Source organism: Actinomycetota bacterium (assembly GCA_030776625.1).
Taxonomy (GTDB): Bacteria; Actinomycetota; CADDZG01; order CADDZG01; family WHSQ01; genus MB1-2.
Map to the genome: position 1 here is coordinate 154,536 of JALYHL010000001.1, position 26,913 is coordinate 181,448.

25 protein-coding genes are annotated in these 26,913 nt (G+C 65.8%); 4 read left to right on the plus strand and 21 right to left on the minus strand.

The features are described 5' to 3' along the window. Positions 1 to 7: 7 nt before the first annotated feature. Positions 8 to 628 carry a DUF2993 domain-containing protein gene (locus M3N53_00830; GenBank protein MDP9066876.1) on the minus strand — a complete coding sequence of 207 codons (621 nt, stop codon included), beginning with the start codon at positions 626 to 628 and terminating at the stop codon, positions 8 to 10. Positions 629 to 630: 2 nt separating this feature from the next. Then, positions 631 to 1,752, minus strand: a complete 1,122-nt coding sequence (gene serC, locus M3N53_00835; protein MDP9066877.1) for a phosphoserine transaminase — start codon at positions 1,750 to 1,752, stop codon at positions 631 to 633. 34 nt (positions 1,753 to 1,786) lie between these two features. On the opposite strand from serC, the gene M3N53_00840 reads away from it, so the two are divergent. Further along, positions 1,787 to 2,986, plus strand: a complete 1,200-nt coding sequence (locus tag M3N53_00840; GenBank protein ID MDP9066878.1) for a pyridoxal phosphate-dependent aminotransferase — start codon at positions 1,787 to 1,789, stop codon at positions 2,984 to 2,986. Here M3N53_00840 and M3N53_00845 read toward each other — a convergent pair. The 7 genes from M3N53_00845 to gatC all read right to left on the minus strand — a co-directional run bounded on the left by M3N53_00845 (position 2,955) and on the right by gatC (position 10,093). Then, on the minus strand, positions 2,955 to 3,632 hold the full coding sequence (locus M3N53_00845) for a bifunctional precorrin-2 dehydrogenase/sirohydrochlorin ferrochelatase (GenBank protein MDP9066879.1): 678 nt from the start codon (positions 3,630 to 3,632) through the stop codon (positions 2,955 to 2,957). The two genes, M3N53_00840 and M3N53_00845, sit on opposite strands and share 32 nt — an antisense overlap. Before the next feature lie 73 nt (positions 3,633 to 3,705). Further along, positions 3,706 to 4,911: a hypothetical protein gene (locus M3N53_00850; GenBank protein ID MDP9066880.1), complete on the minus strand. Its 1,206-nt coding sequence runs from the start codon at positions 4,909 to 4,911 to the stop codon at positions 3,706 to 3,708. Between the two features lie 67 nt (positions 4,912 to 4,978). Next, positions 4,979 to 6,175, minus strand: coding sequence for a hypothetical protein (locus M3N53_00855; protein MDP9066881.1), 1,197 nt, complete (start codon positions 6,173 to 6,175; stop codon positions 4,979 to 4,981). Positions 6,176 to 6,392: 217 nt separating this feature from the next. Next, positions 6,393 to 6,869, minus strand: coding sequence for an SRPBCC family protein (locus M3N53_00860; GenBank protein ID MDP9066882.1), 477 nt, complete (start codon positions 6,867 to 6,869; stop codon positions 6,393 to 6,395). Next, the gene (gene gatB, locus M3N53_00865) at positions 6,870 to 8,330 is read right to left on the minus strand and encodes an Asp-tRNA(Asn)/Glu-tRNA(Gln) amidotransferase subunit GatB (protein MDP9066883.1); all 1,461 of its coding nucleotides are present in this window, start codon (positions 8,328 to 8,330) and stop codon (positions 6,870 to 6,872) included. Positions 8,331 to 8,332: 2 nt separating this feature from the next. Then, complete coding sequence (gene gatA / locus M3N53_00870; protein ID MDP9066884.1) at positions 8,333 to 9,799, minus strand: Asp-tRNA(Asn)/Glu-tRNA(Gln) amidotransferase subunit GatA; 1,467 nt, start codon at positions 9,797 to 9,799, stop codon at positions 8,333 to 8,335. After that, positions 9,800 to 10,093, minus strand: a complete 294-nt coding sequence (gatC, locus tag M3N53_00875; protein MDP9066885.1) for an Asp-tRNA(Asn)/Glu-tRNA(Gln) amidotransferase subunit GatC — start codon at positions 10,091 to 10,093, stop codon at positions 9,800 to 9,802. Between the two features lie 54 nt (positions 10,094 to 10,147). On the opposite strand from gatC, the gene M3N53_00880 reads away from it, so the two are divergent. After that, positions 10,148 to 10,783: a PH domain-containing protein gene (locus tag M3N53_00880; GenBank protein MDP9066886.1), complete on the plus strand. Its 636-nt coding sequence runs from the start codon at positions 10,148 to 10,150 to the stop codon at positions 10,781 to 10,783. 12 nt (positions 10,784 to 10,795) lie between these two features. Here M3N53_00880 and M3N53_00885 read toward each other — a convergent pair whose 3' ends face one another. The 3 genes from M3N53_00885 to M3N53_00895 all read right to left on the minus strand — a co-directional run bounded on the left by M3N53_00885 (position 10,796) and on the right by M3N53_00895 (position 14,906). After that, positions 10,796 to 12,019, minus strand: a complete 1,224-nt coding sequence (locus M3N53_00885) for a hypothetical protein (protein ID MDP9066887.1) — start codon at positions 12,017 to 12,019, stop codon at positions 10,796 to 10,798. Positions 12,020 to 12,225: 206 nt separating this feature from the next. Continuing rightward, complete coding sequence (locus M3N53_00890) at positions 12,226 to 14,340, minus strand: hypothetical protein (GenBank protein ID MDP9066888.1); 2,115 nt, start codon at positions 14,338 to 14,340, stop codon at positions 12,226 to 12,228. After that, entirely contained in the window at positions 14,337 to 14,906 is a 570-nt protein-coding gene (locus M3N53_00895; protein ID MDP9066889.1) for a SigE family RNA polymerase sigma factor, read from the minus strand. The genes M3N53_00890 and M3N53_00895 overlap by 4 nt, the downstream gene beginning before the upstream one ends. An 87-nt stretch (positions 14,907 to 14,993) precedes the next feature. Here M3N53_00895 and M3N53_00900 point away from each other — a divergent pair, with 87 nt between their 5' ends. Then, positions 14,994 to 16,157, plus strand: coding sequence for an acyl-CoA dehydrogenase family protein (locus M3N53_00900; GenBank protein ID MDP9066890.1), 1,164 nt, complete (start codon positions 14,994 to 14,996; stop codon positions 16,155 to 16,157). On the opposite strand, the gene M3N53_00905 is transcribed toward M3N53_00900, so the two are convergent. The 3 genes from M3N53_00905 to M3N53_00915 all read right to left on the minus strand — a co-directional run bounded on the left by M3N53_00905 (position 16,154) and on the right by M3N53_00915 (position 18,484). Continuing rightward, positions 16,154 to 16,432, minus strand: coding sequence for a DUF5808 domain-containing protein (locus M3N53_00905; GenBank protein ID MDP9066891.1), 279 nt, complete (start codon positions 16,430 to 16,432; stop codon positions 16,154 to 16,156). The two genes, M3N53_00900 and M3N53_00905, sit on opposite strands and share 4 nt — an antisense overlap. A 12-nt stretch (positions 16,433 to 16,444) precedes the next feature. After that, positions 16,445 to 16,834 (minus strand): hypothetical protein, encoded by a 390-nt coding sequence (locus tag M3N53_00910; protein MDP9066892.1) that lies wholly within the window; start codon positions 16,832 to 16,834, stop codon positions 16,445 to 16,447. Positions 16,835 to 16,933: 99 nt separating this feature from the next. After that, the gene (locus tag M3N53_00915) at positions 16,934 to 18,484 is read right to left on the minus strand and encodes a S8 family serine peptidase (GenBank protein MDP9066893.1); all 1,551 of its coding nucleotides are present in this window, start codon (positions 18,482 to 18,484) and stop codon (positions 16,934 to 16,936) included. 201 nt (positions 18,485 to 18,685) lie between these two features. On the opposite strand from M3N53_00915, the gene M3N53_00920 reads away from it, so the two are divergent. After that, positions 18,686 to 19,405, plus strand: a complete 720-nt coding sequence (locus M3N53_00920; GenBank protein ID MDP9066894.1) for a metal-dependent hydrolase — start codon at positions 18,686 to 18,688, stop codon at positions 19,403 to 19,405. Here the strand turns inward: M3N53_00920 and M3N53_00925 are convergent. From M3N53_00925 to M3N53_00950, 6 genes are all read right to left on the minus strand, one after another. Further along, a complete protein-coding gene (locus M3N53_00925; protein ID MDP9066895.1) occupies positions 19,402 to 20,283 on the minus strand; it encodes a hypothetical protein in 882 nt (293 codons plus the stop codon). The two genes, M3N53_00920 and M3N53_00925, sit on opposite strands and share 4 nt — an antisense overlap. 62 nt (positions 20,284 to 20,345) lie before the next feature. Continuing rightward, entirely contained in the window at positions 20,346 to 21,665 is a 1,320-nt protein-coding gene (locus M3N53_00930; protein ID MDP9066896.1) for a tetratricopeptide repeat protein, read from the minus strand. Positions 21,666 to 21,735: 70 nt separating this feature from the next. After that, entirely contained in the window at positions 21,736 to 23,175 is a 1,440-nt protein-coding gene (locus tag M3N53_00935) for a DUF4331 domain-containing protein (protein MDP9066897.1), read from the minus strand. 87 nt (positions 23,176 to 23,262) lie between these two features. Beyond that, on the minus strand, positions 23,263 to 24,249 hold the full coding sequence (locus tag M3N53_00940; protein MDP9066898.1) for a DUF6183 family protein: 987 nt from the start codon (positions 24,247 to 24,249) through the stop codon (positions 23,263 to 23,265). Beyond that, complete coding sequence (locus tag M3N53_00945; GenBank protein ID MDP9066899.1) at positions 24,246 to 24,980, minus strand: SGNH/GDSL hydrolase family protein; 735 nt, start codon at positions 24,978 to 24,980, stop codon at positions 24,246 to 24,248. The genes M3N53_00940 and M3N53_00945 overlap by 4 nt, the downstream gene beginning before the upstream one ends. Before the next feature lie 11 nt (positions 24,981 to 24,991). Then, a complete protein-coding gene (locus M3N53_00950) occupies positions 24,992 to 26,911 on the minus strand; it encodes a GMC family oxidoreductase (GenBank protein MDP9066900.1) in 1,920 nt (639 codons plus the stop codon). Between the last annotated feature and the right edge of the window lie 2 nt (positions 26,912 to 26,913).

Consider the following 26,913-nt stretch of genomic DNA (forward strand, 5'->3'; position numbering starts at 1 on the left):
TGGGCGTTTAGAGCTCGACCTTGCCCTTCGCGATGGTGAGGGACAACACGAGCCGGTCGTGTTCAACGGCGACATCCGTGTACTCGACGCTGGCGAGTGAGCGTGGAAGGTCCAGGGCGAGAGGCTCGAGTGGCGGCGCGGAGAACAACACCTGCTTCCCGGAGTCGGCAAGCGTGACGTTCTCCACCGTCGCAGTTCTGCCGCCGGCGGTCAGCGATACCCGCTCCGCCAGAGCGACCTCTGCGTCAACGTCCTCCTGCGCGAGCGCCTGGTTCACCGCCCGCTCCGAGATCGTGGCGGTTCCGGAACCACCGGTGACCCTGAGTGCCCCCGTGCCGGACATCAGGTCGCCGATCGAGAACGAGACGTTCCGGAAGGTGATCGCAAGGTCGCCCACCGAAACCCCTCCCCGCCTTACCTCGTCGGCCGTCACACGCATCCGGTCGAAGCTTCCGCCGAGGAGCTGAGGAAGGAACAACGCCCCTTGAACGTCGACCGAGAGCCCGTCGGCTTGTGGGACCGCCGCCGCCAGCCTTTCCTCGGCTCGCGCCTCCGCGGTGTTCTCGGCAACCGTGTCGGCGACGAAGAAGCCGATCAGCAGAACCGCGAGTACCGCAAGGAGCTTCACCTTCAGGCGAGCGCGTTTACGACGTGATCGATCGCGCTCGTCAGCTTCTCGATGTCGTCGGGCTCGATGGCGGGATACATCGCGATCCGGAGCTGGTTGCGGCCGAGCTTCCGGTACGGCTCGGTGTCCACGATCCCGTTCGCCCGCAGCACCTTCGCGATCGTTGTCGCGTCCGTGCCCTCGCCGAAGTCGATGGTCGCGACGACGTGGCTGCGCTGCGAGGGGTCCTTGACGAACGGCACCGCCACCGTCGACGACTCCGCCCAGGAGTAGAGGATGTCGGCCGACCTGTCGCAGCGAGACGTCGACCAGTCCAGCCCACCGTTGTGGAGCATCCACTCCAGCTGCTCGACCATCAGGAAGATCGTGGCCAGAGCGGGCGTGTTGTAGGTCTGGTTCTTGATCGAGTTCTCGAACGCGATCTGGAGGTCGAGGGAGGGCGGGATGTATCTGTCCGAAGCCGCGATGCGCCCGATCCTGTCGATGGCGGCGGGAGAGCACAGAGCTATCCACAGACCTCCATCGGAGGCGAACCCCTTCTGCGGAGCGAAGTAATAGACGTCGAAGTTGTTCGGGTCGACGCGCAACCCGGCCGCGGCTGAGGTGCCGTCGACGACGGTCAACGCCAGCGGAGAGGGCCGCCGGAGGGGCATCGCTACTCCCGTAGACGTCTCGTTGTGCGTCAGCGCGTACAGGTCGATGTCGGGGCTGGGCTCCGGCTGCGGGTGCGTTCCGGGCTCGGACTCGATCATCCGAGGCTCCGCGAGGTGTGGCGCCAGCGAAGCGGCCTGCGCGCATTTCGACGAGAACTCGCCGAAGACCAGGTGCTGGCTCCTGCGCTCGATGAGGCCGAAGGCCATCGCGTCCCAAAAGGCGGTCGACCCGCCGTTCCCGATCACGACCTCGTAATCGTCTGGCAGCCGGAAGAAGTCGCGCAGCCCCGACCGCAGTCGTCCGACGGTGTCTTTGACGGTCGCTCGGCGGTGGCTCGTGCCGAGATAACCCCCCGCGGCCCGGGCGAGAGCGGCCACGGCCTCCGCACGAACCTTCGACGGGCCCGACCCGAAGCGGCCGTCGCTTGGACGCAGCTCCGGCGGGATCACGATCTGTGCTGCGTCTTCCATCGAACTCCTCGTGCTCACGATTAGGGTGCGAATCATGCCTCACCACCGCCTGTCTACCCGGGCCACGGCGATAACGGAGTCGTCGACCCTGGCGATCGACGCGAAGGCGAAAGCTCTCAAGGCAGCGGGCGAGAACGTGATCGGGTTCGGCGCCGGCGAGCCCGATTTCCCGACGCCCGCGCACATCGTCGAGGCCGCTGCGGAGGCGACCCGGCACCCGCTGTATCACAAGTACACGCCCGCACCGGGGCTCCCGGAGCTGCGTGCGGCTATCGCCACGAAGACCGAGCGCGACTCGGGCTTCAGGGTTTCGCCTCAGCAAGTGCTGGTCTCGAACGGAGGCAAGCACGCGCTGTTCAACGCTTTCCTATCGGTCATCGACCCGGGCGACGAGGTTCTCGTTCCCGCCCCCTACTGGGTCAGCTACCCCGAGATGATCAAGCTCGCGGGCGGGATCCCGGTGGAGCTGCCGACGACCGAGGAGACGGGGTTCCAGGTAAGCGTCGAACAGCTTGATGCCGCCGTCACGGAGCGAACGAAGATGCTGTTGTTCGTCTCTCCTTCGAACCCCACGGGCGCGGTCTACCCCCATCACCAGGTCGAGGCCATCGGGCGCTGGGCCGCCGAGAGAGGGCTGTGGGTGCTGACTGATGAGATCTACGAGCACCTCGTCTACGGAGACGCAACCTTCACCTCGATGCCCGTGGTGGTTCCCGAGCTTGCGGACCGCTGCATCGTCATCAACGGCGTCGCGAAGACCTATGCGATGACGGGATGGAGAGTCGGCTGGATGATCGCGCCCGCCGACGTCATCTCCGTAGCTTCGTCGTTGCAGTCGCACGCGACGTCGAACGTGTCGAACGTCGCTCAAGCGGCCGCTCTCGCCGCGGTGGCCGGTGATCTATCCGCGGTAGCCGAGATGCGCCAGGCATTCGACCGGCGGCGCCAGCAGATGCACAAGCTGCTTAACGACATGCCCGGCGTCGTTTCGCACGAGCCCCAAGGCGCCTTCTACTGCTTCCCCTCCTTCACCGGCGTGCTCGGCACGACGATCCGCGGGCGTGAGGTCGCCAGCGCGCATCAGCTGGCAGAGGTCATCCTGGAAGAGGTGAAGGTGGCGCTCGTTCCGGGTGAGGGCTTCGGCGCCCCGGGATACGCCCGCCTCAGCTACGCCCTCGGCGATGACGACCTGAGCGAAGGGCTCAATCGGCTGGGGGACCTTCTGTCCGAGTGATCGCGTCGCGCTGACGCGCCGCGATCAGCTCTCGAACGGCGTCCACGTCGCCGGCGCGCAGCAGCTCGACCGGGTCTGGCGTCCCGTTGACGATCTCTTCGAAGAAGACCCTCCGATCGTCGTACGTCGCAAGGGCCTGTTTCGCCCACTCGCGGGCGCCGTCTAGGAGCGACGCCAACTCCAGGTACTCGGGCCCGAACATCTCGCCGACCTCGCGCTTCATCCGCTTCGCCAGCGCCGGGCTGGCACCCGCCGTCGAGATCGCCACGGTCAAGAAGCCGTTGCGGGCGACCGCGGGCAGGATGAAGTTGCACAGGTGGGGGACGTCGACCACGTTCACGAGCATCGAGCGCGCTTCGGCGTCCTCGTAGATGCGGGTGTTCAGGGTCGTGTCCGAGGTCGCCGCCACCACCAGCAGACACCCGTCCAGGTCCGTCTCCTCGTACGCCCGCTCCTGGAGCCGGACGCGGCCGGCGGCGGCAAGCTCCATCACCTGGGGCACGGCGTTCAGAGCGACCACGGTCACGTCGGCCTCACACACCAGGAGCCCCTCGATCTTCTCGAGCGCGATGGGGCCGGCCCCCACGACGAGCGCACGCCGTCTCCTCAGGTTGAGGCACGCCATGTAGAGGTGAGCGTCGATCACGCAGGCGAGGTTATCCAGACGCGACGAGAGCCTCCGGAGGATCTCCAGAGGCTCTCGGTGAAACCTGTCGTGGCTACTTCTTGGGGAGTCCCGTGATCTTGAAAGCGTCGAGGCCGCGGAACATGTCGTTCGTGTAGAGATTGCCGTTGTGCCAGAGGGCCGAGTAGGTCGCGGAGTCCTCTGCCTGGAAGTAAGCGGCCTCCTTCGGCGTTACGGCGTTCGACAGGTCGAGAACACTGAAGCCACCGGTGAACCAGGTGACGGCGAGATTGTGGGTGCCCGGCATCCAGTCCAGCCCATGCGACAGGCACCAGGACGGTACCCAGCCGGTGAGGGTGCCGACGGTTCCGTCGCCGCCGCGGGGAGCCGCGTAGCTGCTCTGGAGCACCGGCACCGACGGGTTCGAGATGTCGTAGATCCACACGCGACCGGTCGGGGTCTGCCCGGTGTGGCACTCGTGGAAGGCAAACGCCTCGTCGTCGATCGCGAGCAGCTTGCCGTCGGAGCTTGCGACCGCGTAGTGCGAATACTGGATCAGCGGGTTGACGATCTTGCCGATCGGCTTCGGGTTGATCGGGTCGCTGATGTCAAAGATGTGGACCTCGCCCGTCCCGATCGCGCCCGAGCAGAACCCGAGCTGCTTCTCTTTCGTCACGACGAAGGAGATGTCGTGGCAGTCCGAGGTGATCGTCTTCGGCTTCGCCACAAGCTCTGGCTTCGCCGGGTTCTTCACGTCGACGATCGCAGGGCCCGCGTTCGGGCTGGCGGTGAGCCCGCCACCCGCGGTGTAGACGAGCGTGGTGCCGGGAACGGGCTTCAGGGTGTGGTTCTTGCCCGTGTTGATGGATCCCAGGATCTTCGGCTTCTTGGGGTTCCGCACGTCGACGGTGATGAAGCCGTTGCCGGCCGACGGCGCGCACTGGTTGTTGTGGAAGCCCATCACGACCAGGCCCGGCTTCACGACCTCGACGTCGTTGTCGTTGCCGGGACAGTGGAGGAACCCGACCTCTTTCGGCTTAGCACCGGAGACGTCGAAGATATGCAGACCACCCTGGTCCTTCTTTTCTCCGCGGCGCGTGACGCCGTCGATCTGGCCCGTGTAGACGTACTTGCCAGAGGCGGCGACCTCAGATCCTCCCTCGTACTGGATGTCATCGAGCAACGTGACGTTCTTGCTCTTGTCGATCTTCGGCGCCGGCCTCGCGTCTGCTCCCAGAGCGGGAGCAACGACAGCACCCGCGATGAGCGCCGAAGCCATCAACGTGCGAACCGTTCTCATTCTTCGTCCTCCTCGTAGGTGCAGCCGTTGTCGCTAGATACGACGCGGCCCAGCGTTCCCCTTGCGGCTAGTGCTTGTGCTTTCCTTCTTTGAGCCCCTTGACCTCGAAGACATCGAGGCCGCGCACCCGGTCGTTCGCCCAGATGCGTCCGTCGTACCAGTACGCCGACCAGTAGTTGGTGTTGCCGTCACCGGTCGTCATGTAGTGCTCGATCTCCTGCGGACGACTGGGGTTCGAGAAGTCGATGACGCTCATCCCGCCGGCGTACCAGGATGCGACGAGGGTGTGGGTGCCGGGGATGAAGTTGAAGAGGTGGGCGCTGCACCAGGTGTCTCGGTTGTAGTTCGAAGATCCAGCGGGGAGGGGCCCGCGCTGGGGGCCGTGGTACCCGACCAGCAGCGGCGCCTGGCGGACGCTGAAGTCGTAGACCCACATCGCTCCAGTGGGGCCGCCCTCGCAGTCGTTGCCGGCGATCGCCTCGTCACCGACGATGAAGTTCTTGCCGTCATCGGTGAAGGCGAAGGAGTGCGGGAACTGGGCGGGCACGGGGACATGCGCGATCGTTTTCGGCTTGAGCGGGTCCGAAACGTCCAGGATCTGTGCCTCGCCACCACCGGCGCAGCCCGCGAGTGCCTCTTTCTTGGTGACGTAGAACTCGAGGTCGTGACAGCCGGCGCGGCTGGGCGTGAAGGTCGCGGCGACCTTCGGCTTCGATGGGTTGGACACATCCAAGATCTGCTCGACACCGCCACCGTTGGCGAGACCTCCGGGGGAGGCGTAGATGATGTCCTTGCCGGGGTAGGTGGTGAGCGTGTGGGTGCCGCCGGGCAGGTCGTTGACGGCACCGAGGAGCTTCGGACGCTTCGGGTCGCTGACGTCGATCAAGCGGACGCCGCCGCCCTCTCCGCCGCACTGCGTGGAGTGGTAGCCGAGGGCGATCAGTCCGGGCTTGACCACTGCGACGTCATTCTGGCCACCGGGACAGGGGATGAAGCTGACCTTCTTCGGCTTGGCGCCGGACGCGTCGATCACGTGGACGCCGCCGTTCTCGCCCTGCTGCATGGCGTAGACGTACTTGCCCGAGAACGCGATGTCGGTCCCGCCGGCGAAGAAGTCCTCTTTCTTGTTCTCGTACGGGAAATGCTCGATCAGCTTCACGTTCTCGGACTTGTCTTCCTCCGCGGCCGGGCGCGCGCCGGCGGGAGCCGCCAGGAGGCCGGCCACGAGGCCGAGCGTCACAGCGAGGGCGAGGCGTCGGTTCATGTCGAGTTGTCCCCTTCGGTCGTTATCGGTTGAGGAGTAGGTTCGCCCCCTGGCGTCGCCCTCCTGCACGCCCAACACCGCTCACACAGGGAACCCGAGCCCGGAGCGACTCGGGCCTCGGCGGGGTAGGACCGCTAGTTCTTCGTCCGGAGATGTCGACCGACGGACTTGTGCTGACACCTGGTGACAAAGAAGCCGCGGAGAGCTTCGCTGCGGATCAGTGGTGCGTGGCGGCGCGGACCAAGGCCGCTAGGACCCGTAGGTCTCTCTTGAAGATCCGGTACATGATCGGCTTGAAAGCGGTCATGCCGACGGCCCCCGCGACCCCGACTGGCGGGTAGAGCTCCTCGCGCCAGTAGAGGTGGGTCCGCTCGCCGCCCAGCTTCGTAAGGAAGATGTCGCCGACGCCCGAGACCCAGCCCTCGTGGGCGATGCCGAGGTGCTTCTCCGGCTCCCAGGCAGTGATCCTCACGCGGTCGCGGGTGCTGATCCCCCCGATCTTCACGGTCGCCTCGGCCTCAACGCCGACGCCCTCGCGGTGCTCCGAGAGCACCACGAAATCCGAGGCCTCCAGCATCCAGTCCCCCTGGTGCTCCCAATCCGTAATGAGACGCCACACGACCGCGGGGGGGCCGGGCATCGTCTCGGACATCTCGAGGGTCACCGGCCACCCGGTCTTGATGACGCTTGCCATCTAGGAGGTGAGTCTCTGGCGCAGCAGCTCGTTCACCATGCCGGGGTTGGCTTGCCCTCTCGTCTTCTTCATGACCTGCCCCACGAGGAAACCGATCGTGTTCATCTGGCCCCCACGAACCTTGTCCGCGGCGTCAGGGTTCTCTGCGATCACCTCGTCCACCGCAACGGCGATGGCATCGACGTCGGAGACCTGCTCCAGCCCCTTGTCGGCCGCCACCTTCTCGGGGTCGTCACCGCTCTCGAACATCGCCGCGAGCACGAGCTTCGCCTGCTTGCCGGAGATCTTCCCGTCGTCGATCAACGAGATCAAAGCGGCGAGTTGCGCGGGCGTGAAGCGCGTCTCGTGCAGCTCGAGACCGGCTTCGTTGAGCAGCCCGTAGAGATCCGCGATGATCCAGTTGACGACCTTCTTCGGGTCACCTCCATACGCGGCAGCAGCCGCCTCGAACCAGTCCGCCGTCCTGGTGGAGGCGGTCAGGACCGCCACGTCGGCCTCCCCCAACCCGTACTCCGAGGCGAGACGCGCGCGGCGGGCCGCCGGCAGCTCGGGCAGCGACTCCTCTATCTGCCGGGCCCACTCCTGCGACGGCGCCAGGGGCACCAGATCGGGCTCGGGGAAGTAGCGGTAGTCGAAGGCGAACTCCTTCGTCCGAAGCGATGACGTGGTCCCCGTCTTCTCGTCGAAGTGGCGCGTCTCTTGGAACAGGGTCTCGCCCGCGTCCAGAGCCTCGCGCTGCCGCCGCTCCTCGTATTCGAGCGCTCTTCCGACCGAGCGGATCGAGTTCATGTTCTTGACCTCGACCTTCGCGCCGTGCTCGGTCTCACCTCTGCGACGCACCGAGACGTTCGCGTCGACACGCAGAGAGCCCTCCTCCATCCGCACGTCGGACACACCCAGGGACTCCAGCAGAGCGCGTAGCTCGGCGACGAACACCCGAGCCTCCTCGGCCGAGTGGATGTCGGGCTCGCTCACGATCTCGACCAGTGGCGTGCCGGCGCGATTGAAGTCCTCGAGCGAATAGTCGGAGTCCGCGATGCGGCCGGCGCCACCCATGTGCACCGACTTACCGGTGTCTTCTTCTAAGTGAACGCGGGTGATCCCGACGCGGGTGGAACCGAACTCGCCGGAGATATCGACGTGGCCGCGCTCGCACAGCGGCGAGTCGTACTGGCTGATCTGGTAGTTCTTCGGCATGTCCGGATAGAAGTAGTTCTTCCGGTGGAACAAGGAGTGCTCCGCGATGTGGCAGTTCAGCGCGAGGCCGATCCGCATCGTGTACTCGACCGCCTTCTCGTTCGGAACCGGAAGCGTCCCCGGAAGACCGAGGCAGACCGGGCAGGTGCGACTGTTCGGTTCGCCCGCGAACGAGACCTCACAGCCGCAGAACATCTTGGAGTTCGTCGCCAGCTCGACGTGTATCTCGAGCCCCACCGTGGTCTCGTAGACGTCTTCTTTCACGCTCACAGCTGTGGCCTCTCTTCGAACCCGAGGTCCTGCTCGAAGGCGTACGCCGCACGGAACATGGTCTTCTCGTCGAGCGACTTGGCGATGATCTGCAACCCCACCGGCAGCCCGTCGTCGTCGGAGAGTCCGCAGGGCACGCTTATAGCCGCATTCCCGGCGAGGTTCACCGGAACGGTGAACACGTCAGACAGGTACATCGCAAGCGGGTCAGACGTGCGCTCACCCAACTTGAAGGCGGTCGTCGGCGAGGTCGGGCAGACGATCAGGTCGACCTGCTGATAGGCGCGCTCGAGGTCCCGCGCGATCAGCGTCCTCACCTTCTGAGCCTTGCCGTAGTAGGCGTCGTAGTACCCCGCCGACAACGCGTACGTCCCCAGCATGATCCGACGCTTCACCTCGGGGCCGAACCCCTGTTCTCGCGTGCGCGACGTCATCGAGACGATGTCGTCGGCCCCCGAAGCGCGACGGCCGTACCTAACGCCGTCGTAGCGGGCGAGGTTCGAGGAGCATTCCGCCGGTGCGATCAGGTAGTAGGCGGAGATCCCGTGCTCGAACGACGGGAGAGATACCTCCTCCAGGGTCGCACCCAGCTTCTCCAACCTGGTGATCGATTCGTCCACCCGCGCCCGAACGCCCGCCTGCGAGCCCTCCCCCTGGAACTCCTTCACGATCCCGATCCGCATGCCATCGATGCCGCCGTGGATCCCATCCAGCAGGTCCGGGACCGGCTCCTTCAGGCAGGTCGAGTCCATGTCGTCTCCGCCCGCGGCCATATTGAGCAGCGCGGCCGCGTCCGAAACGGATCTGGTGATCGGACCGGCCTGGTCGAGAGACGAGGCGAAGGCGATCATCCCGTAGCGCGAGACGAGGCCATAGGTCGGCTTGACGCCAACCAAGCCGCACAACGCCGCGGGCTGCCTGATCGAGCCCCCGGTGTCGGTCCCCCACGCCCACGGCACCGCGCCCGAGGCGACGGCCGCTACCGACCCGCCGCTCGAGCCCCCCGGAACGGTGCCGAGATCCCAGGGATTGCTTGTCGGGCCGAAGGCGGAGTTCTCGGTCGAGGACCCCATCGCGAACTCGTCCATGTTGAGCTTTCCGAGCATCGGGAGGCCCGCGGCCTCGCAGCGCGCCACGACGGTCGCGTCGTAGGGGGGGACGAAGTTCTCGAGGATCTTCGAGCCGCAGGTCGTCGTCACACCACGCGTCACGAAGATGTCCTTGTAAGCGAGAGGAACCCCGTCGAACGCGGACAGCTCCTCGCCGGTGGCGCGGCGCTCGTCGGCAGCCTGCGCCGCCTCCAGCGCCCGCTCGTCCGTCCTCTGCAGGTAGGCGTGGATCTTGGGGTCGACCTCATCGCCCCGGGCTATGAGCGCCTCGGTGACCTCCCGCGACGACACCTCCCCCGCCTTCAGGCGCCGCGCCAGCTCCGTTGCCGACGCCCACACGATCTCGCTGCTCACTTAGGCGTCCTCGATGATGCGCGGGACCCGGAAGCGGCCGTCCTCGGCCTCGGGCGCGTTCGCCAGAGCCTCTGCCCGCGGCAACGAGGGCCGAGCTACGTCGGGCCTCATCACGTTGCTCAAGGGCAGCGGGTGCGACGTCGGAGGCACCGAGTCCAGCTCGAGCGACTGGATCTTCTCGGCGTGGCCCAGGATCAGCGTGAGCTCTTTCTGCATCCGCTCCCGCTCCTCTTCGGTGAGGTCGAGGCGGGCGAGACGAGCGACATGATCGACTGCGGCACGGTCCAAAGACATGGGCCGAATCCTAGAGGGGCCGGCGCAGCGCCCGAAAAGGGCTAGCGTTGCGAGGTGGGCTATCCCCGGAACCTCCTAGCCGACCACGAGAAGATCGTGTTCGAGCTGCGCCCGCACTGGATCGCCGTCGTTCCCTCCGCGCTCTGGACGGTGGTGCTAGGCGTCGCGCTGTTCCTCGCTTACCAGGCCGCGGAAGCCATAGTCGACGGCGACCCGGGGGCGGCGAAGAGCATGGCGGGCGGCGCCGTCACGATCGCGTGGATCCTGCTGGCCCTGGTCCCCTTCCTTCGCTGGTTCTTCACCTTGTTCGTGTTGACGAGCGACCGGCTGATCACGAGAAGCGGCGTCATCGCGAAGCACTCGCGGGAGATCCCGCTAGAGCGGATCAACGACGTCACCTTCAACCAAAGCGTGCTGGACCGGATCCTCGGCGCAGGGGACCTGCTGGTGGAATCCGCCGGCGAGCGCGGCCAGACCAGGATCGCCAACGTTCGCAAGCCCGAGCAGGTCCAGCTGATGATCTACAAGCAGACCGAGGACAACAACAACCGGATGATGCGCCCCCGCGCGGCTGGAGCAGGAACGTCGATCCCCGAGCAGATCCAGGCACTGGCGTTGCTGAAGGAGCGGGGTGTCCTGACGGATCTGGAGTTCGAGACGAAGAAACAGGAGCTGCTGAAGCGGATCTAGCTGCTCGCCTGATCAGCGAACGACGATCTTCCCCCGCATCCCGTAGTGGAGCATGCACGCGTATGTGAATCCTTCGGCACCCGACGCTTTCCTGAAGCGCAACCGGTAGGGCGCATTATTCAGGCCCGGCAAACCGTAGCCGCGCAGACCCGACGTCTCGAAGTCATCGCTGCCCGCGAACGCCCCGTTGCCGATCGGTAGCGGGAAGGTGTGATCGAGATCGAACTCCACCTGAGTGGTGGCGCCCGGGCAGAAGGGAGGAGCTGGTGCCCCATCTACATCTTCGGCGGTGCCGCTATCGGTGTCGAGGTCGCACTTCACCGTGAGCCAGGGTGTCTGCAGCGCGGTGTCTAGGGGGAAGCTCACGGTGTGGACCTCCTTGCGGCCGAAGTTCCACTTCACCGAGTCGCCCGCACGAACGCGCAGCGTCTTTGGGTACATCCCTGCGAGGAAGATCGGGCCTTCCTCCAAGCCCGCCCAGGCCTGCCACACCTTGCTGCCGTCGGCGCGCTGGCGGCCCACGCGAGCGTCGACATAGTCCTCGTGCAACGCGACCGCCTTCTTCTCGTACTTGGCAACGGCGGCGTCTCGGCGGCTGGCGAGCTGCTCAGGAGTCGTTACCGCTTCGTCTTCCGGAACGACGTCTATGCGTACCCGGATGGCGGGGTGGAACGGACACAGTGCCCACAAGGTCGTTCCGGGCTCTGCGGTCACGCGCACGTAGAAGTCGAGGAAGGAGTTGAGACCCCAGCCCATGCCGGAGCCCAACACCCCTTGATCGCCGTCACCCGTGCCGTCGAACTCGCAGGGGTTATCGGCGGTGGCTCCGCACTGTGGGCGACTGGGGAAAATCACGCGATTCGGGATCTTCCACGCCTCCGCGACCCGATCTGGTTGCTCGTCGGGATCCCGCACGAAAGCGGCCCAGGGACCCTCCAGGTTCGTCGCTCGCTCTGGCAACCACTCCGCCGGCGACTCGCCTTTTGGAAGAACCGCCGCTCCGTGAACACCGGCTTCGGGGATCGCCTCACTGAGGTTGCCGGTGAAGTGGATCAGGTCGCCGCTGTGAACCCTGAGCGACCCCGGGAACGCGCGGATCACCTCGGCGTCGACCCCGTCCGTCAACGCGGCGAATTGCACTTCATGAGTGACCGACGCGGCTTCCGCCGTCGTCACCGGCATCGCTGCCAGCGATAGCGTCATTACGAGAAGCGCCCCGACCACTGCTGGCTTCATGAAAGATCCCTTCTGCGACGTTGTAAGTACGAGCTCCCTTCGTAATGTCCCCCTTCCGGTCGCTCATTGGTAGTTGTAAATCGACACAGAAGACCGGCTCCAACCGCCCAATCCCGCTCGGCGGATCAACGACGTCGCCTTCAACCAGCCTGCTGGACCGCGTTTTGGGGCGGGGAGCCTCCGCAGAGGTGGCGCGTGCGCGTGGCCTAAGGCTGCGCCAGTTCCGGTGCCAGCGCCACGCCGCCGTTGGCGATCTCACCCAGACTGACGATGACTCCATCTTCTTTGACCAGCCACGCGTCACGCCCGTACCCAACGAGCCAACCGAATTCCTGACCGGTCGTCCAGTCGATGGTGCCGTCATCGGCGACCGTGGCATCCAGCCGCCCCATGGCCGACAGACGCAGCTCGTCGAAAGCCACCCTGCCTTCGGCATCGACGATGCCTAGGTCGGAGAGGTCGACCAGGGTGCGATATCCGCCGGGCTGCGGGGAGTCGAATGTGAGGCGACCGAGCTCCACCACCGAACCGCGACCCAGCGAGATGACGTCGACGGTGTTCGGGACCCGAGACGACGCCGCCAGGTAGAGCCTGTCCTCGTCGGAAGAGACTTCTGTGGTGCCCAGCTCCGTCGTCGAGTCGTACGACACGACGCGCGGGCGCTGCTCTTGAGTGACGACGTAGACAAAGCGTCCCCCAGCGTCCCACGTCACCGACGCGGGCGCCGCATCCAGCGATATCTGGCGTCCGAGGTCCGTTCCTATCTGAGTAACGAACAGCGTCGGCGTCTCCTTCTCCATGCGCCAGTAGGCAAGCTGACCCTGCGGCGACACCGCCGGCAGCGAGCCCGGCAGGAGCTCGATCTCGTCTCGCTCGAGGACGTCCACGTACACGAGACGGGAGCCGAGGCCCTTCAGGTCCCGCCGCTCCACCACGACGGCCGGTCCTTTCGAATACACCGCGTCGACGAACGAGGGATAGAGGTCTGCGTCGATCGGAGCTGTGATCTGCCTGATCCGGCCGTCTCCGTACATAGCGAGCAGCTCGCCGCCTCGGCGGCCTTGCCCGCTGAAGACCATCACCAGGTCGTCGGGACCCAGAGCATCGGCCTCCTGGGGTTCGCCGGAACGCTCGTCGTCCGGCGGAGTGGCGTCCGCCGGGGTGACGTCGATGCGCGTGACAAACCCACCGCTCCTGTGAGCAACCCACACCGCATCGGCGTCCGCAGATACGTCCACGGGCTCGTCCTGTAGCGGGATCGGCTCGCCCACTACTTCAGCCGTCGTGGGGTCGATCCTCCGAAGCGTGGCGGTGCCGTCGTCTTGTTCGTTCGCGGTCAGCGCCCACAGGTACCCGCCGCCGTAAGACAGGTTCGAGTAGCGCCCACCGACGTCGACGTACTCCTTCTCGAAGGTCCGGCGGTCGATACGCATGATCACGCCGAAGTCGTCCGACACCCAGAGCGCGTCTCCACCAACGGCAAGGTCCCCGTTCTCCGAAGTCAGCACGTCCGTGATGTCCGCTCGTTCCGCCTCACTGAATCTCCCCGCCGCGCTCTGCAGCAGCGTCAGCGTGCCGGACTCGCCGTTGTAAGCCCAGACCTCACCGGCGCCATCCTCGAGCGCGACATCTCCTCCGCGCTCCGGCAACAGACCTCGTTTGGCGACATCCATGGGGCCGACGTAAGCGACGTAACCGGGGTGCTCGGGAGCAGGTCCGCCCCGGTAGTCGACGTAGACGGTCCCGGTCGCGGGATCCGCCATCCACAAGGTGAGGTCCTTGACCGCCAGGTCGAGGTGCGTGCCTTCGGGCCACTCGTCGCTGTACTGAAACCCCACCGTGTTGGTCGAGGGTTGGATCTCGACGATCCTGCGGGCCTGCGCGTCAAAGACCCATACGGTGGGACGAGCCGAGAACTCGTCGATGGCGACCTCCTCCGGAGAGCCCCCGACCTCGACCGTGGCGACGACCTCCTTGGTGTCCGGATCTATCCGAGAGATGGTTCCGTCACCGCTGTTCGCAACCCACACGGCAGTCGCGGTGGAGGCGATGCTCACCGGCGACTCTCCGACCCGGATCGTCGTCATCACCGGCCCCGCGACCGGCAGCGGCTCGTCGTTCTGCGCGAGCTCAGGACGCGGGAAGACCGCCACGGCCACCACGGCTGCGGCGGTCGTGAGCGTTGCCGCCCCGAACCATGTGAACCGGCGCTTTCTTCGTCCGCGGAGGAAGCGCTCTTCCGCCGCGGCGAGGTCGCTCGGCACGAACCCCTCGGCAGCGGAGCCCAACGCGTGCGTGATCGCTCTCTCGATGTCGGTCATCGGTCTTCCTCTCCGGCTGCGAGGACTGCCTGCAGCTTGGCTCTGGCTTTGAACAGCTGTGACTTGACGGTGCCGACGGAGCATCCGAGGAGATCCGCGATCTCGCCCTCCGGAAGGTCTTCGTAGTAGTAGAGGACGACGCAAGCGCGTTGCCGCTCCGGGAGTCTTGCGACGGCGGCCCACAGATCCCGTCCGCGCTCCCGATGGTCGTCCTCCCATCCCCGCGTCTGCTCGTGCACACGGTGGCGGAGCACGGATCCGGCGCGGGTCTCGATCCCCTTGCGCCTGATCTTCGACCTGCAACCGTTGACGACGGCCGTTCGGAGGTAGGCCTCGCTCTTGTCCAGATCCTTGATTCGGCGCCACCCGCTGAAGGTCTTCAGGAGGGCCTCCATGACGACCTCTTCGGCCGTCGCGGAGTCTCCGAGGATCACGTACGCGAGCCGGCACATCGGCGCGTAGTGCCGGCGGAAGAGAGCGGACACCTCGTGGTCTCGCTCCGCGTCGGCTAGATGCGCCACACCGCCCCCACCCTCCATCACAGATGGTTCCGGTCTCATCCTCATCACACAGGAGACGCAACACCCCCCTGCCTGGTTGCCCGGGGCGGCGTCTATTCTGCGCGGTGAACGCCGGCCGAGACAGGAGATGTGATGGATTTCTCCATCCCCGAGGAGTACGCGGAGCTCCAGCGCAACATGACGGGCTTCATCGACAGGGAGCTCCGGCCACTGGAAGAGGCGGAGCTTGACCCGGAAGAAGACGACGTTCCCGTCGAGCTGCGAGATCGGATCCGGCGACGCTCTGCCGAGCTGGGCTTCTACGCCGCCGACTTCCCCGAGGACCTCGGAGGAAGCGGGCTTCCCCAGCTGGGCATGGTCCTGTTGCGTGAGGCCGCAGCGCGTTCCGGCTGCCGGCTCGCGGGGTTCACCACCTACGGGCCCGAGGGGCCGACGGGTCTTTTGCTGAACGCGACCGACGAACAGAAAAAGCAGTACCTGGTTCCTCTGATCAGCGCGGAAAGCTCGATGTGCTTCGCGCTGACGGAGCCGGACGCGGGCTCTGATGCTCAGAACCTGAAGACGACGGCGACCCAGGACGGCGACTCATGGGTGCTGAACGGGACGAAGCACTTCATCACGAACGGCAAGCAGGCAGATTTCGCGCTGGTGTTCGCCGCCAACGACCGAACGAAGAAGGCGCAGGGCGGCATCACCGCCTTCATCGTCGAACGCGGCACCCCAGGCTTCACGGTCGGGCGCGCCCAGCGCGGGATGGTGGAGGGCGAGGGTCAGTTCGAGCTGATCTTCGACAACTGCAGGGTCTCCGAGGAACAGATCCTGGGCGGGCCGCAGAACCTAGGGATGGGCTTCTATTCCGCGATGCAGTTCCTCGCGATGGGGCGACTGTCGATCGGCGCGATCTGCAATGGTGTGGCGGACTACGCGCTGTCGCTGGGCATCGAACACGCCAAGAACCGCATCGCCTTCGATCGTCCGATCGGGAAGAACCAGTACGTCCAGGGACACATCGTCGACTCCCTGGTCGAGATCAAGGCATCGAGGCTGATGACGTACGAGTGCGCGTGGAAGTACGACCACGGCGACCCGGTGATCCAGGAGTCTTCCATCGTCAAGCTGTACGCGTCGGAGATGGTGAACCGAGTAGCGGACCGGATGATCCAGGTCCACGGCGGCATGGGTTGGATGCGCGAGCTTCCGCTCGAACGGATCTACCGCTTGGTCAGGATCTTCACCCTCGTCGAGGGAACGTCGGAGATCCAGAAGTACATCATCGCTAAGACCGTCGGCCTCTAGGAGCGCGCCAGCGCCTTCACAACGCGCACGAGGCGGCCCATGTTGATCGTCCAGCCCACACCCCACGGGTGCGGCGTGATCAAGCGCTCGTCATCAGGGTTCCAGAGCGCGGTCTTAAGGCGGTCAAAGGTGGGCGGTCGGAAGTCATACGGCACGATGCCCGCGACCATGCCGTTCCAGGTCCGGTCTTCCTCGGGCTTGTTCATCTCCTCGCGAATCGCGCCGAGTAACAGCCCCAATGTGGCGAGCTTCATGAGCCTGCGCAGCTTCGTCACGGTTCCTCCTAGCTAGCTTTCGTCTTGCGCCGGACGAGTAGCATCCAGGGCCTCGGCGATGCGGGCGATCGTTTCCTCGGACCTGCTGCTCGCTACCCAGTTCGGGCCAATGGCGACCGAGCCCAGCAGCCTGCCGACCGCCACCCAGTCGTCGCGATCTTCCGCGTTCGCGAACATCGTGATGACGAGCGGTTCCCCATCTACCGTGCAGAGGCCGCGCTCGGTCACGAGCGACTCATGCTCGGCGTCCGAGAACTCTGTCGTCGTCTCGAGACCCTCGCAGACGATCTCCGCCTCGGCCATCGCATCGACCACGGCCGCGGCGTCGTCGTAGGTCGCCGCGTCGCTATCGCATCCTGCGAGCAACAAAACCGCACAGCACAGCGACGCGAGCATCTTCATGGGCACAGGGTACAGAGACGACGCCGCTAAGCGGATGTGAGCGCACGCGAAGGAGGGGCAGGCGGATCGCCTGCCCCTCCTCGAGAACCGTGTTGCTATCTAGAGCTTCCGGAGGACGAAATCCGATGTGGTCGTCGCGCCGGACGAGACGGACACGCTTTGCGACTTGCTGCGGTAGCCCGTAGCCGATGCCGTGCAGGTGTAGGTGGCGGGCGGAACGTTCGTGATCGAGTAGGTGCCGTCCGTTGCCGTGGTGGCGCTACCACCCGTGCCGCAGTCGACCTTCGCTCCCGAGATACCCGAGCCCTTGAACGCGGAGACCTTCCCGGCGATCGCGCCGGGGTCGGTCGAGGGGGCAGGCTCGGTGGTGCCTCCGCCGCCGCCGATCGCAGCCGCCAGGTTCAGAGCGGGGTAGGACGCACATTCCTTGCGACCGCCGGTGGACAAGCCACTGACGCCGGTGGTCTTCAGCTTGCTGCGGGTCTGCTGCGCGTCGAGGCCGAGCTCGGACATGACCAGGGCCGCGGCTCCCGCAACGTGCGGAGTCGCCATCGAGGTCCCGCTGATGACGCCGTAGCTGTTCTCGGGGAACGTGGACCAGACGTCCTCGCCCGGAGCGGCGATCTCCACATCGGAGTTGCAGGTCGAGAAGTCCGAGATCACGCCCCCCTGGTTGAAGGAAGCCACAGACATGACCTCGGGATAGATCGCGGGGTAGTTCGCCGTCGAGTCGTAGCCGTTACCGGCAGCCGCGATGACCAGCAGCCCGGCCGCGTCCGCTTGCTTGACCGCGCGCTCTAGCGCGCTGCTGCCTGATTCGCCACCCAGGCTCATGCTGATGATCTTGGCCCCGACCTTCACAGACCAGTCGATACAGGCGGCGACATCGGCAAAGAAGCCGAGGCCGGCGCCGTTAAGCGCCTTGCAGATGGCCAGCTGCGCGTCGGGAGCGGTTCCTGCCACGCCGACCGAATTGTTGCCGGTGTTGGCGGCCACGGTCCCTGCTACGTGCGTGCCGTGGAGGTTGTCGTCGGTGCAGGTGCCGTCTGTGATGACACCGATCGCGGCCAGAGCCGAGGCGCAGTCCTGAACCTTGTTGAACAACTCGAGGTGGGCCCGGTCGATCCCGGTGTCGACGATCGACACCTTCGTCCCGCCGGTGGAGGGGAACGATCCGGCGCCGAACGCCGCGTCCCACGCTTCCGGTCCGTCGATGTCCCAGTCCGCCACGCCTTTCACGAAACTGCCCGTGACGCTCTGCCCGGTGTTGTGGAAGCCCCACTGGTCCTCGAACAAGACGTCCGAAGGAACCGACGTCTGCTGGGCCTTGTAGTTCAGCTCCGCGAACGCGACCAGCGGGTGGGCCTGGTAGCGCGCCACCCAGTCCTTCGGGTCCTGGTTCTCCGGTACGCGCACCACGTCGACGTCGATGAACTCGAGGCGGTTCGCGACCTCGCCACCCTGCTGGCGGTGAACGTCCGCACGAGCCTGCTCGGGCAAGGTCCGGTCCCAACCCACGAGGATGTGGTCGTCGTCGTAGTTACTGGCAGCATCGGCACTCGTCGTCACGGCCGGCGCGGCCGCCAGCAACGACATCAACATGACCAGCAACAACAGCACACCGACAGGCACAGAACGCGTTCTCGTCACTAGAACCCCCCTCAGAGCGATACAAACCGGCACCAACTGGATAGGGAGGGCTTCGCCAGCGAGCACCCGGCCCCTCCCCCCGACGACCGATTTAGTTCAGGAAATGATCCGTCTAGTTCAGGAAATGATTGGCAGCCGACGTCGGAGCCTCTTTCTACTAGGGTCCGGCGCCGGGACAACTCGATGCGCGAGGAGGCTGCCGTGGCGAACCTGCCGGCCGGTGTGGAGATCACGTGGCTCGGTCATTCGACCTTCCTGGTCGTGACGCCTGCAGGCAAGAGGCTGCTGATCGACCCTTGGGTGATGAACAATCCCGCCTGCCCGGACGAGCTCAAGGATCCCGGGCCGCTCGACGCCATCCTCATCACCCATGGCCACTTCGATCACATCGACGACGCGGTCGAGCTCGGGCGGTCTTCTGCCGCTGAGATGGTGTCCATAGCCGAGACCTCGTGGTGGCTGAGCTCGAAGGGCCTCGAGAACCTCGTCGAGTTCAACAAAGGGGGCACGGTCGAGGTCGCAGGGTGCAGGATCCACATGACGCACGCGGTGCACTCGTGCGGCATCAAAGACGGCGACCGCATCGTGTACGGCGGTGAGGCGGCCGGATACGTGCTGGAGTTAGAGGACGGCTTCAAGCTGTATCACGCGGGCGACACCGCTGTCTTCTCCGACATGGCGCTGATCGGGCAACTTCTCGAGCCGGATATCGCGCTGCTCCCCATCGGTGACCACTACACGATGGGTCCCACTTCGGCCGCGCAAGCGATCCGCCTCCTGGGCGTGAAGACGGTCATCCCGATGCACTTCGGAACCTTCCCGATACTCACCGGCAGGCCGGACCAGCTGCGAGAGCATGCCTCGGACGTCAAAGGCCTCGAGGTGGTCGATCTGGAGCCCGGAGGGACGCTTTCCGGCTAGCCGAAGAGCGAGGGCAGCAACTGGGCCCTCCCGGCGACGTACAACAGCCCCATAACGAGGCTGGCGATGCCGGATATGAGAGCCAGAGTCAGGTAGATGGCAGGAGCCCGTCTGCCGCGCGCGAAGCCAACAGCGGTGGCGGCCGCGACCGCTGAGTTCGACACCAGTAGGCCTGAGATGAATACGAAGAGCAGGAGCAGCCCCGCAACCGGGCCACCGACGCCGGCTGCGGTGAAGAGCAGCAGGACCTGGGTCGGGGTTTCGGCTCCGATCCCGTGGATCATCCCGATCGCCGCGGCCGTCCCGAAGCCGTACTCGAGGAAGGGATCGTCGGGCAGCAGCGCCACGTGCCGGTGCCGGCGGGCGGTGTCGACCTTCGCGTTCCCCCGACCGCGCCCGTCTACATACGCAGGAGACACCGTGACGTGATCGTGATGAGGATCGTCGTGCTCGTGCGAATGCTCGATCTCGACCTGTTCCCGCGAGGCGGATCCCTTGAGCCACCGCAACGTGCGACGGACGCCCTCGAAGAGCAACATCCAGGAACTGCGTAGCCTGAAGTCACGTCCATAACGGATCAGCGAATAGAACACGTAGAACGACAGGAGCAACAGGCTCACGCCGACCACGTGCTCCATCGCGCGGTCGACAGAGGGCGGCAATCGCTCGCCGATCAGGATGGCGATGCTCCCCAGTACCACAACCACTCCCGCGTGGCCCATCGCGTACGTCGTGGCGAGGAAGAGAGCGCGTGAGGTTTTGGACTGCGATCCGGTGATGTCGCTGATCGCCGCTAGATGATCGAGATCGATCCCATGTCGAAGCCCATAGAGAAAGGTCGCTGCAACGATCCCGACCTCTAGTCCCTGTGGTTCCACCAGCCCCCCTCGGCTAGCCAGCGAGCCTAGTCGACCAAGGGGCGGACGGCTTTGGGGCCGCGCTAGAGAGAGCTCAGCACGTTCCTAGCTCGATGCGACTCGATGATGGACCAGGACGGGTCGAGATCGAGCGCGGTCTTCAGGTAGCCACGTGCCTCGGCTTCGTGGCCAAGCTCTCTCGCGATCATCCCCGCGTGGTAGTGGTAGCCGGCGTCGTTGACGCTTCTTCGGATCGCCTCTCTGGCGTAGGGAGTGGCGTCGGAATACCGGCCGTTTGCGTACAGCGCCCATGCCAGCGCGTCGGATGCTGCCGCACTCGTCCTTTGCGAATACAGCTTGCGCGCGACTTGAAGCGCACGGTCCAGATGGATGCCGCGGTCTGACCAGAAAGTGGCGAAGTCCACGTCGGGGCGGACGTCGTGTTCCTCGTAGAGACGCAAGCGACGGTCTGCCTCTTTGAACGCGCTGGCCGCCGCAGCTTCATCTCCCGCTAACAGATAGAGCTCACCGAGGAAGTTGGAGTTCCCGGGCAGCGGATAGTCCTCGACCAGCGGCTCCATGATCACGATCGCACCTTTGATGTCGCCACGTGCCGCCGTCAGGTGCACGGTCGACTCGACCGCAGGATTGAAGTCCGGCGCCAGAGTCAGAGCTTGATCCAGATGACCTTCGGCCGTCTCGAATTGTTGGTTTCCGATGAAGAGCTCGCCGAGCTGCCAGTGAGCCCACGCTGCGTTTTCCTTGGAAGTGCCCGCGAAGCCCAGCGCCCGCTCCATCGCGTCGATGGCGCCGCGGGTGTCACCCACTGTCTGGGCTGCCGCCGAAAGACGTCCGAAAGAAGAGAGATCCGGTCTGAGGTCGATCGAGCGTTGGTACGACTCGAACGCTTTGTCCTCTTGGCCCAACTCTAGGTATCCATCGCCCACGATGCCGTGAGCCTGCGAGTTGAAACGGTTGATCGCCACCGCTCGTTGGCCCCACCGGACCTGCCCGTGGAAGTCGTGGCGGGAGCCCGCCAAGATCGCCCGAGCGATCGTCGCCGAGAAGTTTCCGTCCGGCTGAGCCTCGAAGGAAGCCTGGATGGCGGCTTCGGCCTCGTCGTAGAACGATGGTTCGGCCTCGACCCGCGCCTTCTGCAGGTAGCCGATGGCGAGAGAGGCCTGTTGCTCGGCTAGCTTGGGACCGCCCTCTTCGATCTGGTTCTGCAACGTGGCCAGGGTCTGGTCCAGGTCGGCGCTCTGGCCGGGGGCCAACAGGGTCTCCGCATCCACAGACTTCGTGGCTGCGCTCGGCTGCGATCCGCGTCCCGGAAGGAGGGTCCCTCCCAAGAACAGTGCCGCGGCCAGCGCGATCGCTGCAGCGGCCCCCCCTGCTTTCGTCACTAGTTCTCCTGATGTCTTAGTAGAGAGGGAGGCCCGGCCGTAGCCGGACCTCCCCGACAGAACGTCTTGGCTACTGCTGTGTGTCGTCGTGCGGTGCGGGGTCGGACCCACGGTGCGGAAGACCCACGTACGGGAAGATGTTCTCGAACGCCTTCTCGTTGGCGTTGACTGCGTCACCGAGGTCGTTGGGGTTGCCGATCAGCTCGCCCTCGAACACCTGCAGGGCGATGTCGACGACGTCGTCTGACAGGCGTCGACCGTTCGGGAAGCCGGCGTTGTCGCCGCCGATGACTCCCAGACGGGAGAAGTCGGCGCAGCTGCCTTCCTCACACGGAGGGGTCGAGAGGTTCAGGCGAAGCATCTCGCTCGGCTCGACGTTCTGAGGCTGAGTGAGTCCCTCGATGCCGGTCAAGAAGACCGCGATCAGGTCGTCACGCTGGATGTCGGGCTTGTTCGGGTCCGAGTCCGGCTCTTCGATGCCGTAGACGGCCTCGACGACCTTCGGAAGGATGGGCTCGTTGACCGCGCCCAGGAACTGCTCGTCCTTGGTGGGCCTCGAAGCGTTGAAGAAGTCCTTCAGCCCGGTCGGTACGACGACCTCGTTGACGAGGGGGTTACCCAGGCGAGAGACCTGAGCGAATCTGCCGCGGTACGAAACGGCGCCGGTCTCGCGGTCCGAGATCTTGGCGCTACGGCGAGAAGCCGTGCTCCAGACACCGATCACGGAGTTGTTGGCGGTGACGTTGCCGCCCTTGACGACCTCGGTCTTGGGGACCTGAAGCGCAAGCGTGTTCGTGTTGAAACCACGCAACGTGTCGTCCCCGACCTCGCTGAAGTCGCCACCGTAGAGGAGGTCGAAGACGCGGAGGTCGAGGAAGAACGGGTCGTCGGCCTGTCCGGCGTAGGTCTTTCCACCGTCGGAGGTCGCCCGGATCGCCTGGTTGCGAAGGTCCTCATAGCTAGGCATGGAAGCCTGGCCGACGTCGCTCGGAGCTGCGATCGCGTTGCGGACCAAGCTCGTTACCTGACGGCGACGACCGCCAAGGTCGATCTTCTTCAGGTTGTACCTCTGACGGAAGAGCAGGTTCGGGTCGGTAAGCGAGGTGACCGGACCGTCGTTGTAGAGGAACTGCGAGGTCGGCTGGTCCAGCTCGTTCCTGAACACCCAACGGTAGATGATCTCCGCCCGGGCGTCACCGTCATTGGAGATCTTGATGTCATAACGCGTCTTCTCCGCGAACGGATAGAAGATCGGACCACCCGCGGGCTCTTCGAACGGGATCCAGTTGCTGATCAGGGTCACCGTCTGAGGAGCATCCGGGCTCGTGAACGCGTAAACGTCCGTGTTGTCGATCTGAGGCTCGGACGCGGTGAAAGGCGCTTCACGGTGGCTCGACGCCTCACCAGAGGTGGGAGCGAGCGTAGACGCGGCAAGCCCAAGGCTGAGGAGCGCGGCGAGGCCGCCGATCATCAGTCTCTTGGGCGTTCTTACGAGAGCGGTTATGGGCATGAAGCGCCTCCTATAGGCAGAGCCGGGTCCTTTTTTGCCCGGTCGAGAAGTGTTCGGCCCTGTGGGTGCCGGCGGATTGGCCCTCGCTCAGACCTCCGCGAGCACGTCGGTCGCCGCTACGGCAGCAGCCCAGCCATCAACGGGGTCCTCCACCGCCAGGCGCAACACCCAGCCCTCTTCCGCGGCGCCTTCGTCCCAGCGGTACCAGTTCAAGCGCGACCCCGCATCTCGAAGCTCCTTGGTAGCGACGGGCCACTCGTATCCGCACAGGACCGCGGAGGTGTACCAAGCCGAGAAGCGGCCGAAGGCGGCACCGCGCCGCCGCCCATGGGCGCCTCCCGACGCTGCCGCCCACGCGATCTGCTGGAGAGCCTCCGCGCGCTCGAGGGGAGCCATCCGCATGGACGAGAAGGCGAGGCGCGAGGCCGCTCCGAGGGCGTCACCCTCGACGACCACAGCGCGTGCCGCTCCATTTGATTCGTTCGTCCACGGCGTTACCAGGTCCAGCAGCACGTTTACGACCTCCTCGTCCGGCACCTCGGCCGCGGGCTGCGGCTTCACCTCGGCCAACGGAGTACGAGGCTCCCACGGCTCCGCGACCTCCACGTGGTCGGCGCGATAGGCGGCGAGCGCATAGGTGGGCTCCCACGCCATCAGCTCCAGGGGCAGGTCGAGGATCTCGGGATGAGTCGCGTCGTCACCGGTCAAGACCTCGCCGCGCAGGACGCGCTCCTGCGCGACGTAAGCCGCCGCCTGCGCGCTCGTCAGGTGTGGCGCGAGCTCGCTCCACGTGTGCGTCGAGGCCGCGACCTCGGTGAGGGGGCCGAGCAGGAAGCGGCTGAGCTCGGACTCCAACACGCCGGCCGCGTATTCCCCCGGCGCCTCCAGCGCGATGCGATAGTCGATGTGACCGATGATGGGCCACAGCTGCTTGCCGCGCTCGATCGCGTCATCACAGCGGTCGGCGAGCTCCAGCATCTCGTCCCATGCCCTGCGTCCCGCGAGCCCGTCCACGGACCGCAACAAGCCGTTGAGATCCCCGGCCTCGATGAGGTCGAGGAGCTGCTCGTTCATCCTTCGACTGTCCGAATCAGCACCGGGAAGATGGCGTCGGCCCATCTCTGGTATCCGAGGGCGCTCGGGTGGAACTCGTCTTCGGAGAAGTGAGCGGCGGGTTCTTCAGCAAAGAAGTGGCCAGTCTCCTCCGCGAGCTCGACGACCGGGACACGCTGCGCGCGCGCGACTTCCTCTATGGCCGCGGCGACCTGTTTACCCCGTAGATAAGTCAGATACCGCAACGGCTGGAGCCACGCGGCCACGCGCATGTCCGGCGCGCCCGCGACGACGACCTCGGTCCCTAGCCTCGTCACCCCCTCCAGGATCTGCTTCATGTCGGCTTGGATGTCGGCGAGGTCCGTGAAGTGCGTCACGTCGTTCGCGCCGATGCCGATGAAGACGATGTCGGGTTCGACCGCGCCGAGTTGCGGGAGCTGGTCGTTCAACACGTCTTTAACGCGTGCACCGGATACCCCCAAGACCGTCAGCCTCACGCGTCGTCCCGTCGCCTCGGCTAGCCGCTCGGCGAGCAACGTCGGATAGGCATGTTCCGCGTCGCCCGCGCCGATGCCGGCCGAGGTGGAATCCCCCATCACCACGAAGTTGAGAGGAGCCCCACCTGCCGGGCCGAAGACGCCACGTAGCTCCAGCGGAGGGTCGGTCGGCAGGTACTCCCGTCGGAGGGCGAGCCAGACCTCGACGCCGAGCACGAGGGCGAGCACGAGCACGACGAGCCCGAAGACTCGCAAGACGCGGACGATCAACCGAGACGTTGCGCGAGCTGCTTCGCGGCGCGGTGCGCGATCCCGTATATCGAGATCATCGGGTTCACCCCTGAGGGCGTTGGGAACGTAGAAGCGTCCATCACGTAGAGATCTTTCACCTCATGGGATTCGTTGTGCGCGCCGACCGCGGATGTGGTGGGGTCGGCGCCCATCCGACAGGAGCCCATCTGGTGCATCGAGAAGAACATCAGTTGACCGTTCCGGTACCCGCGCCGGCGCGTCTCGTCGGCCCATCGCTCGTGAGCCTGAGGACCATTCGGCCGGTACTCGATCGGCACCTTGTGGAGCGTGAAGATCCTTCGCGCGCCCGCGGCCTCGAGCACCTTGCCTGCGGCGACCACGGCCTGCGCAATCCTCTGCTCGTCATCCGCCGTGATCTTGTAGTCGACACGGGGGACGCCATTCTTGTCGATCCTCACGCGCCCACTCCCGCGCTCTCGCGATGGGAACCCGACCGCGGAGGTGTTCCGGTACTCGGTCATCATCTGGCGATGCGCGGCTGCGCCCGTCCACGGGATCACCGTCGCCCAAGCTCCGGCGTGAGCGGGACCGGTCTCCAGCGTCGCGCCGTATCCGCCGGTCCAGGGACCGTTGAGCTCGTTCGAGTAACGCGCCTGCATCACTCCGCCCCACATCCCGACCTCGTCGTCGAAGATCCCCGCGACGGCGGTCGCTGGGTGCAACCTGAGGTTGTGCCCAACCTGGCCACCGAGTCCAGATCGCAGCAACAATGCCGGTGTCTCTATCGACCCGCCGGCCGCGACCACGCAGCGGGCATTGACCGTCAGGGTGTGACCACCGACCGTCGCTTCCACGCCGACGGCGCGCGCGTCGCGGATCCGAACGCGGCGCGCATCGGCCCCGACGACCATCCTGGTGCCGCGATCCGCCGCGTCTTGCAGGTAGGTCAGCAAGGACGACTGCTTCGCGCCGACACGGCATCCATACGTACAGAAACCGCAAGCCTCGTCCTGGGTGCAGCCGGCTACGTTGCGCGGCATCGTGTCGACGTGCCACCCCAGGCGCTTCAGGCCTTCCTCCATGATCGTGTCCCTAGGCCCCGAGGCGCTGGAGTCGACGTTGACGCGCAGCCGCGCGCTGACCTCGTCAAGGGACGCCTCCAGCTCGCCCGATGCGAAGGCGTCGATGCCCGACACCTCCGCCCACTCGCGGAGGACCGGAGCCGGTGTCTTCCACGAGGTCGCCCAGTTCACGACGGTGCCACCACCCAATGTCGACCCCGCGAAGAGCCGGATCCCCAGATCGGCGGTCGTGAGGGTGCCTCCATAGAGATAGAGGTCGCGAAAGCCTTCTCCTTCTATCTGGGTGAAATCCGACTCGTTGCGGTAGTCGCCCTTCTCCAGCACCACGACGTCCAGCCCCGCCTCAGCCAGCACGCCGGCAGCGCAGCCGCCGCCGGCGCCCGAGCCGACGATGACGACGTCACAGTCCAGAACCTCATCGCGCTCGACCTCGAGCGGAATGATCGTCTTCGGCACGTCTGGCGGCGGCCCCGCCGGCCCCGGATAACGGATCCGGTCCCATTCGGGGCCGGCGTGGCCGTACAGCGCGGCCATCGAGAGGGAGATCAGAACCGACGCCAGCTCTCGGAGCTGCGGCACCCGGCTGCCTTTCCACCTCCGCACCAGCTGCTCGGCGGCCGTCGGAGACAGCCACGATCCGGGCACCGGACGCCCCGTCAGAGCCAGAGCGCCCCCGCGGGTATCGAGGAAGCGCAACGTGGCCAGCAGTTGGTTTCGATCCGCCTCGGACGACACGTTCGACAGCGTCTCGTTCATCCTCGGCAATACCTCCGGGACGTAGCCGGTGCCGAGGATCCCGCGCGCCAGAGCGGCGAGAACGGGGTCTGCGTCCCGAACGTGCCCCGAGGCCATCA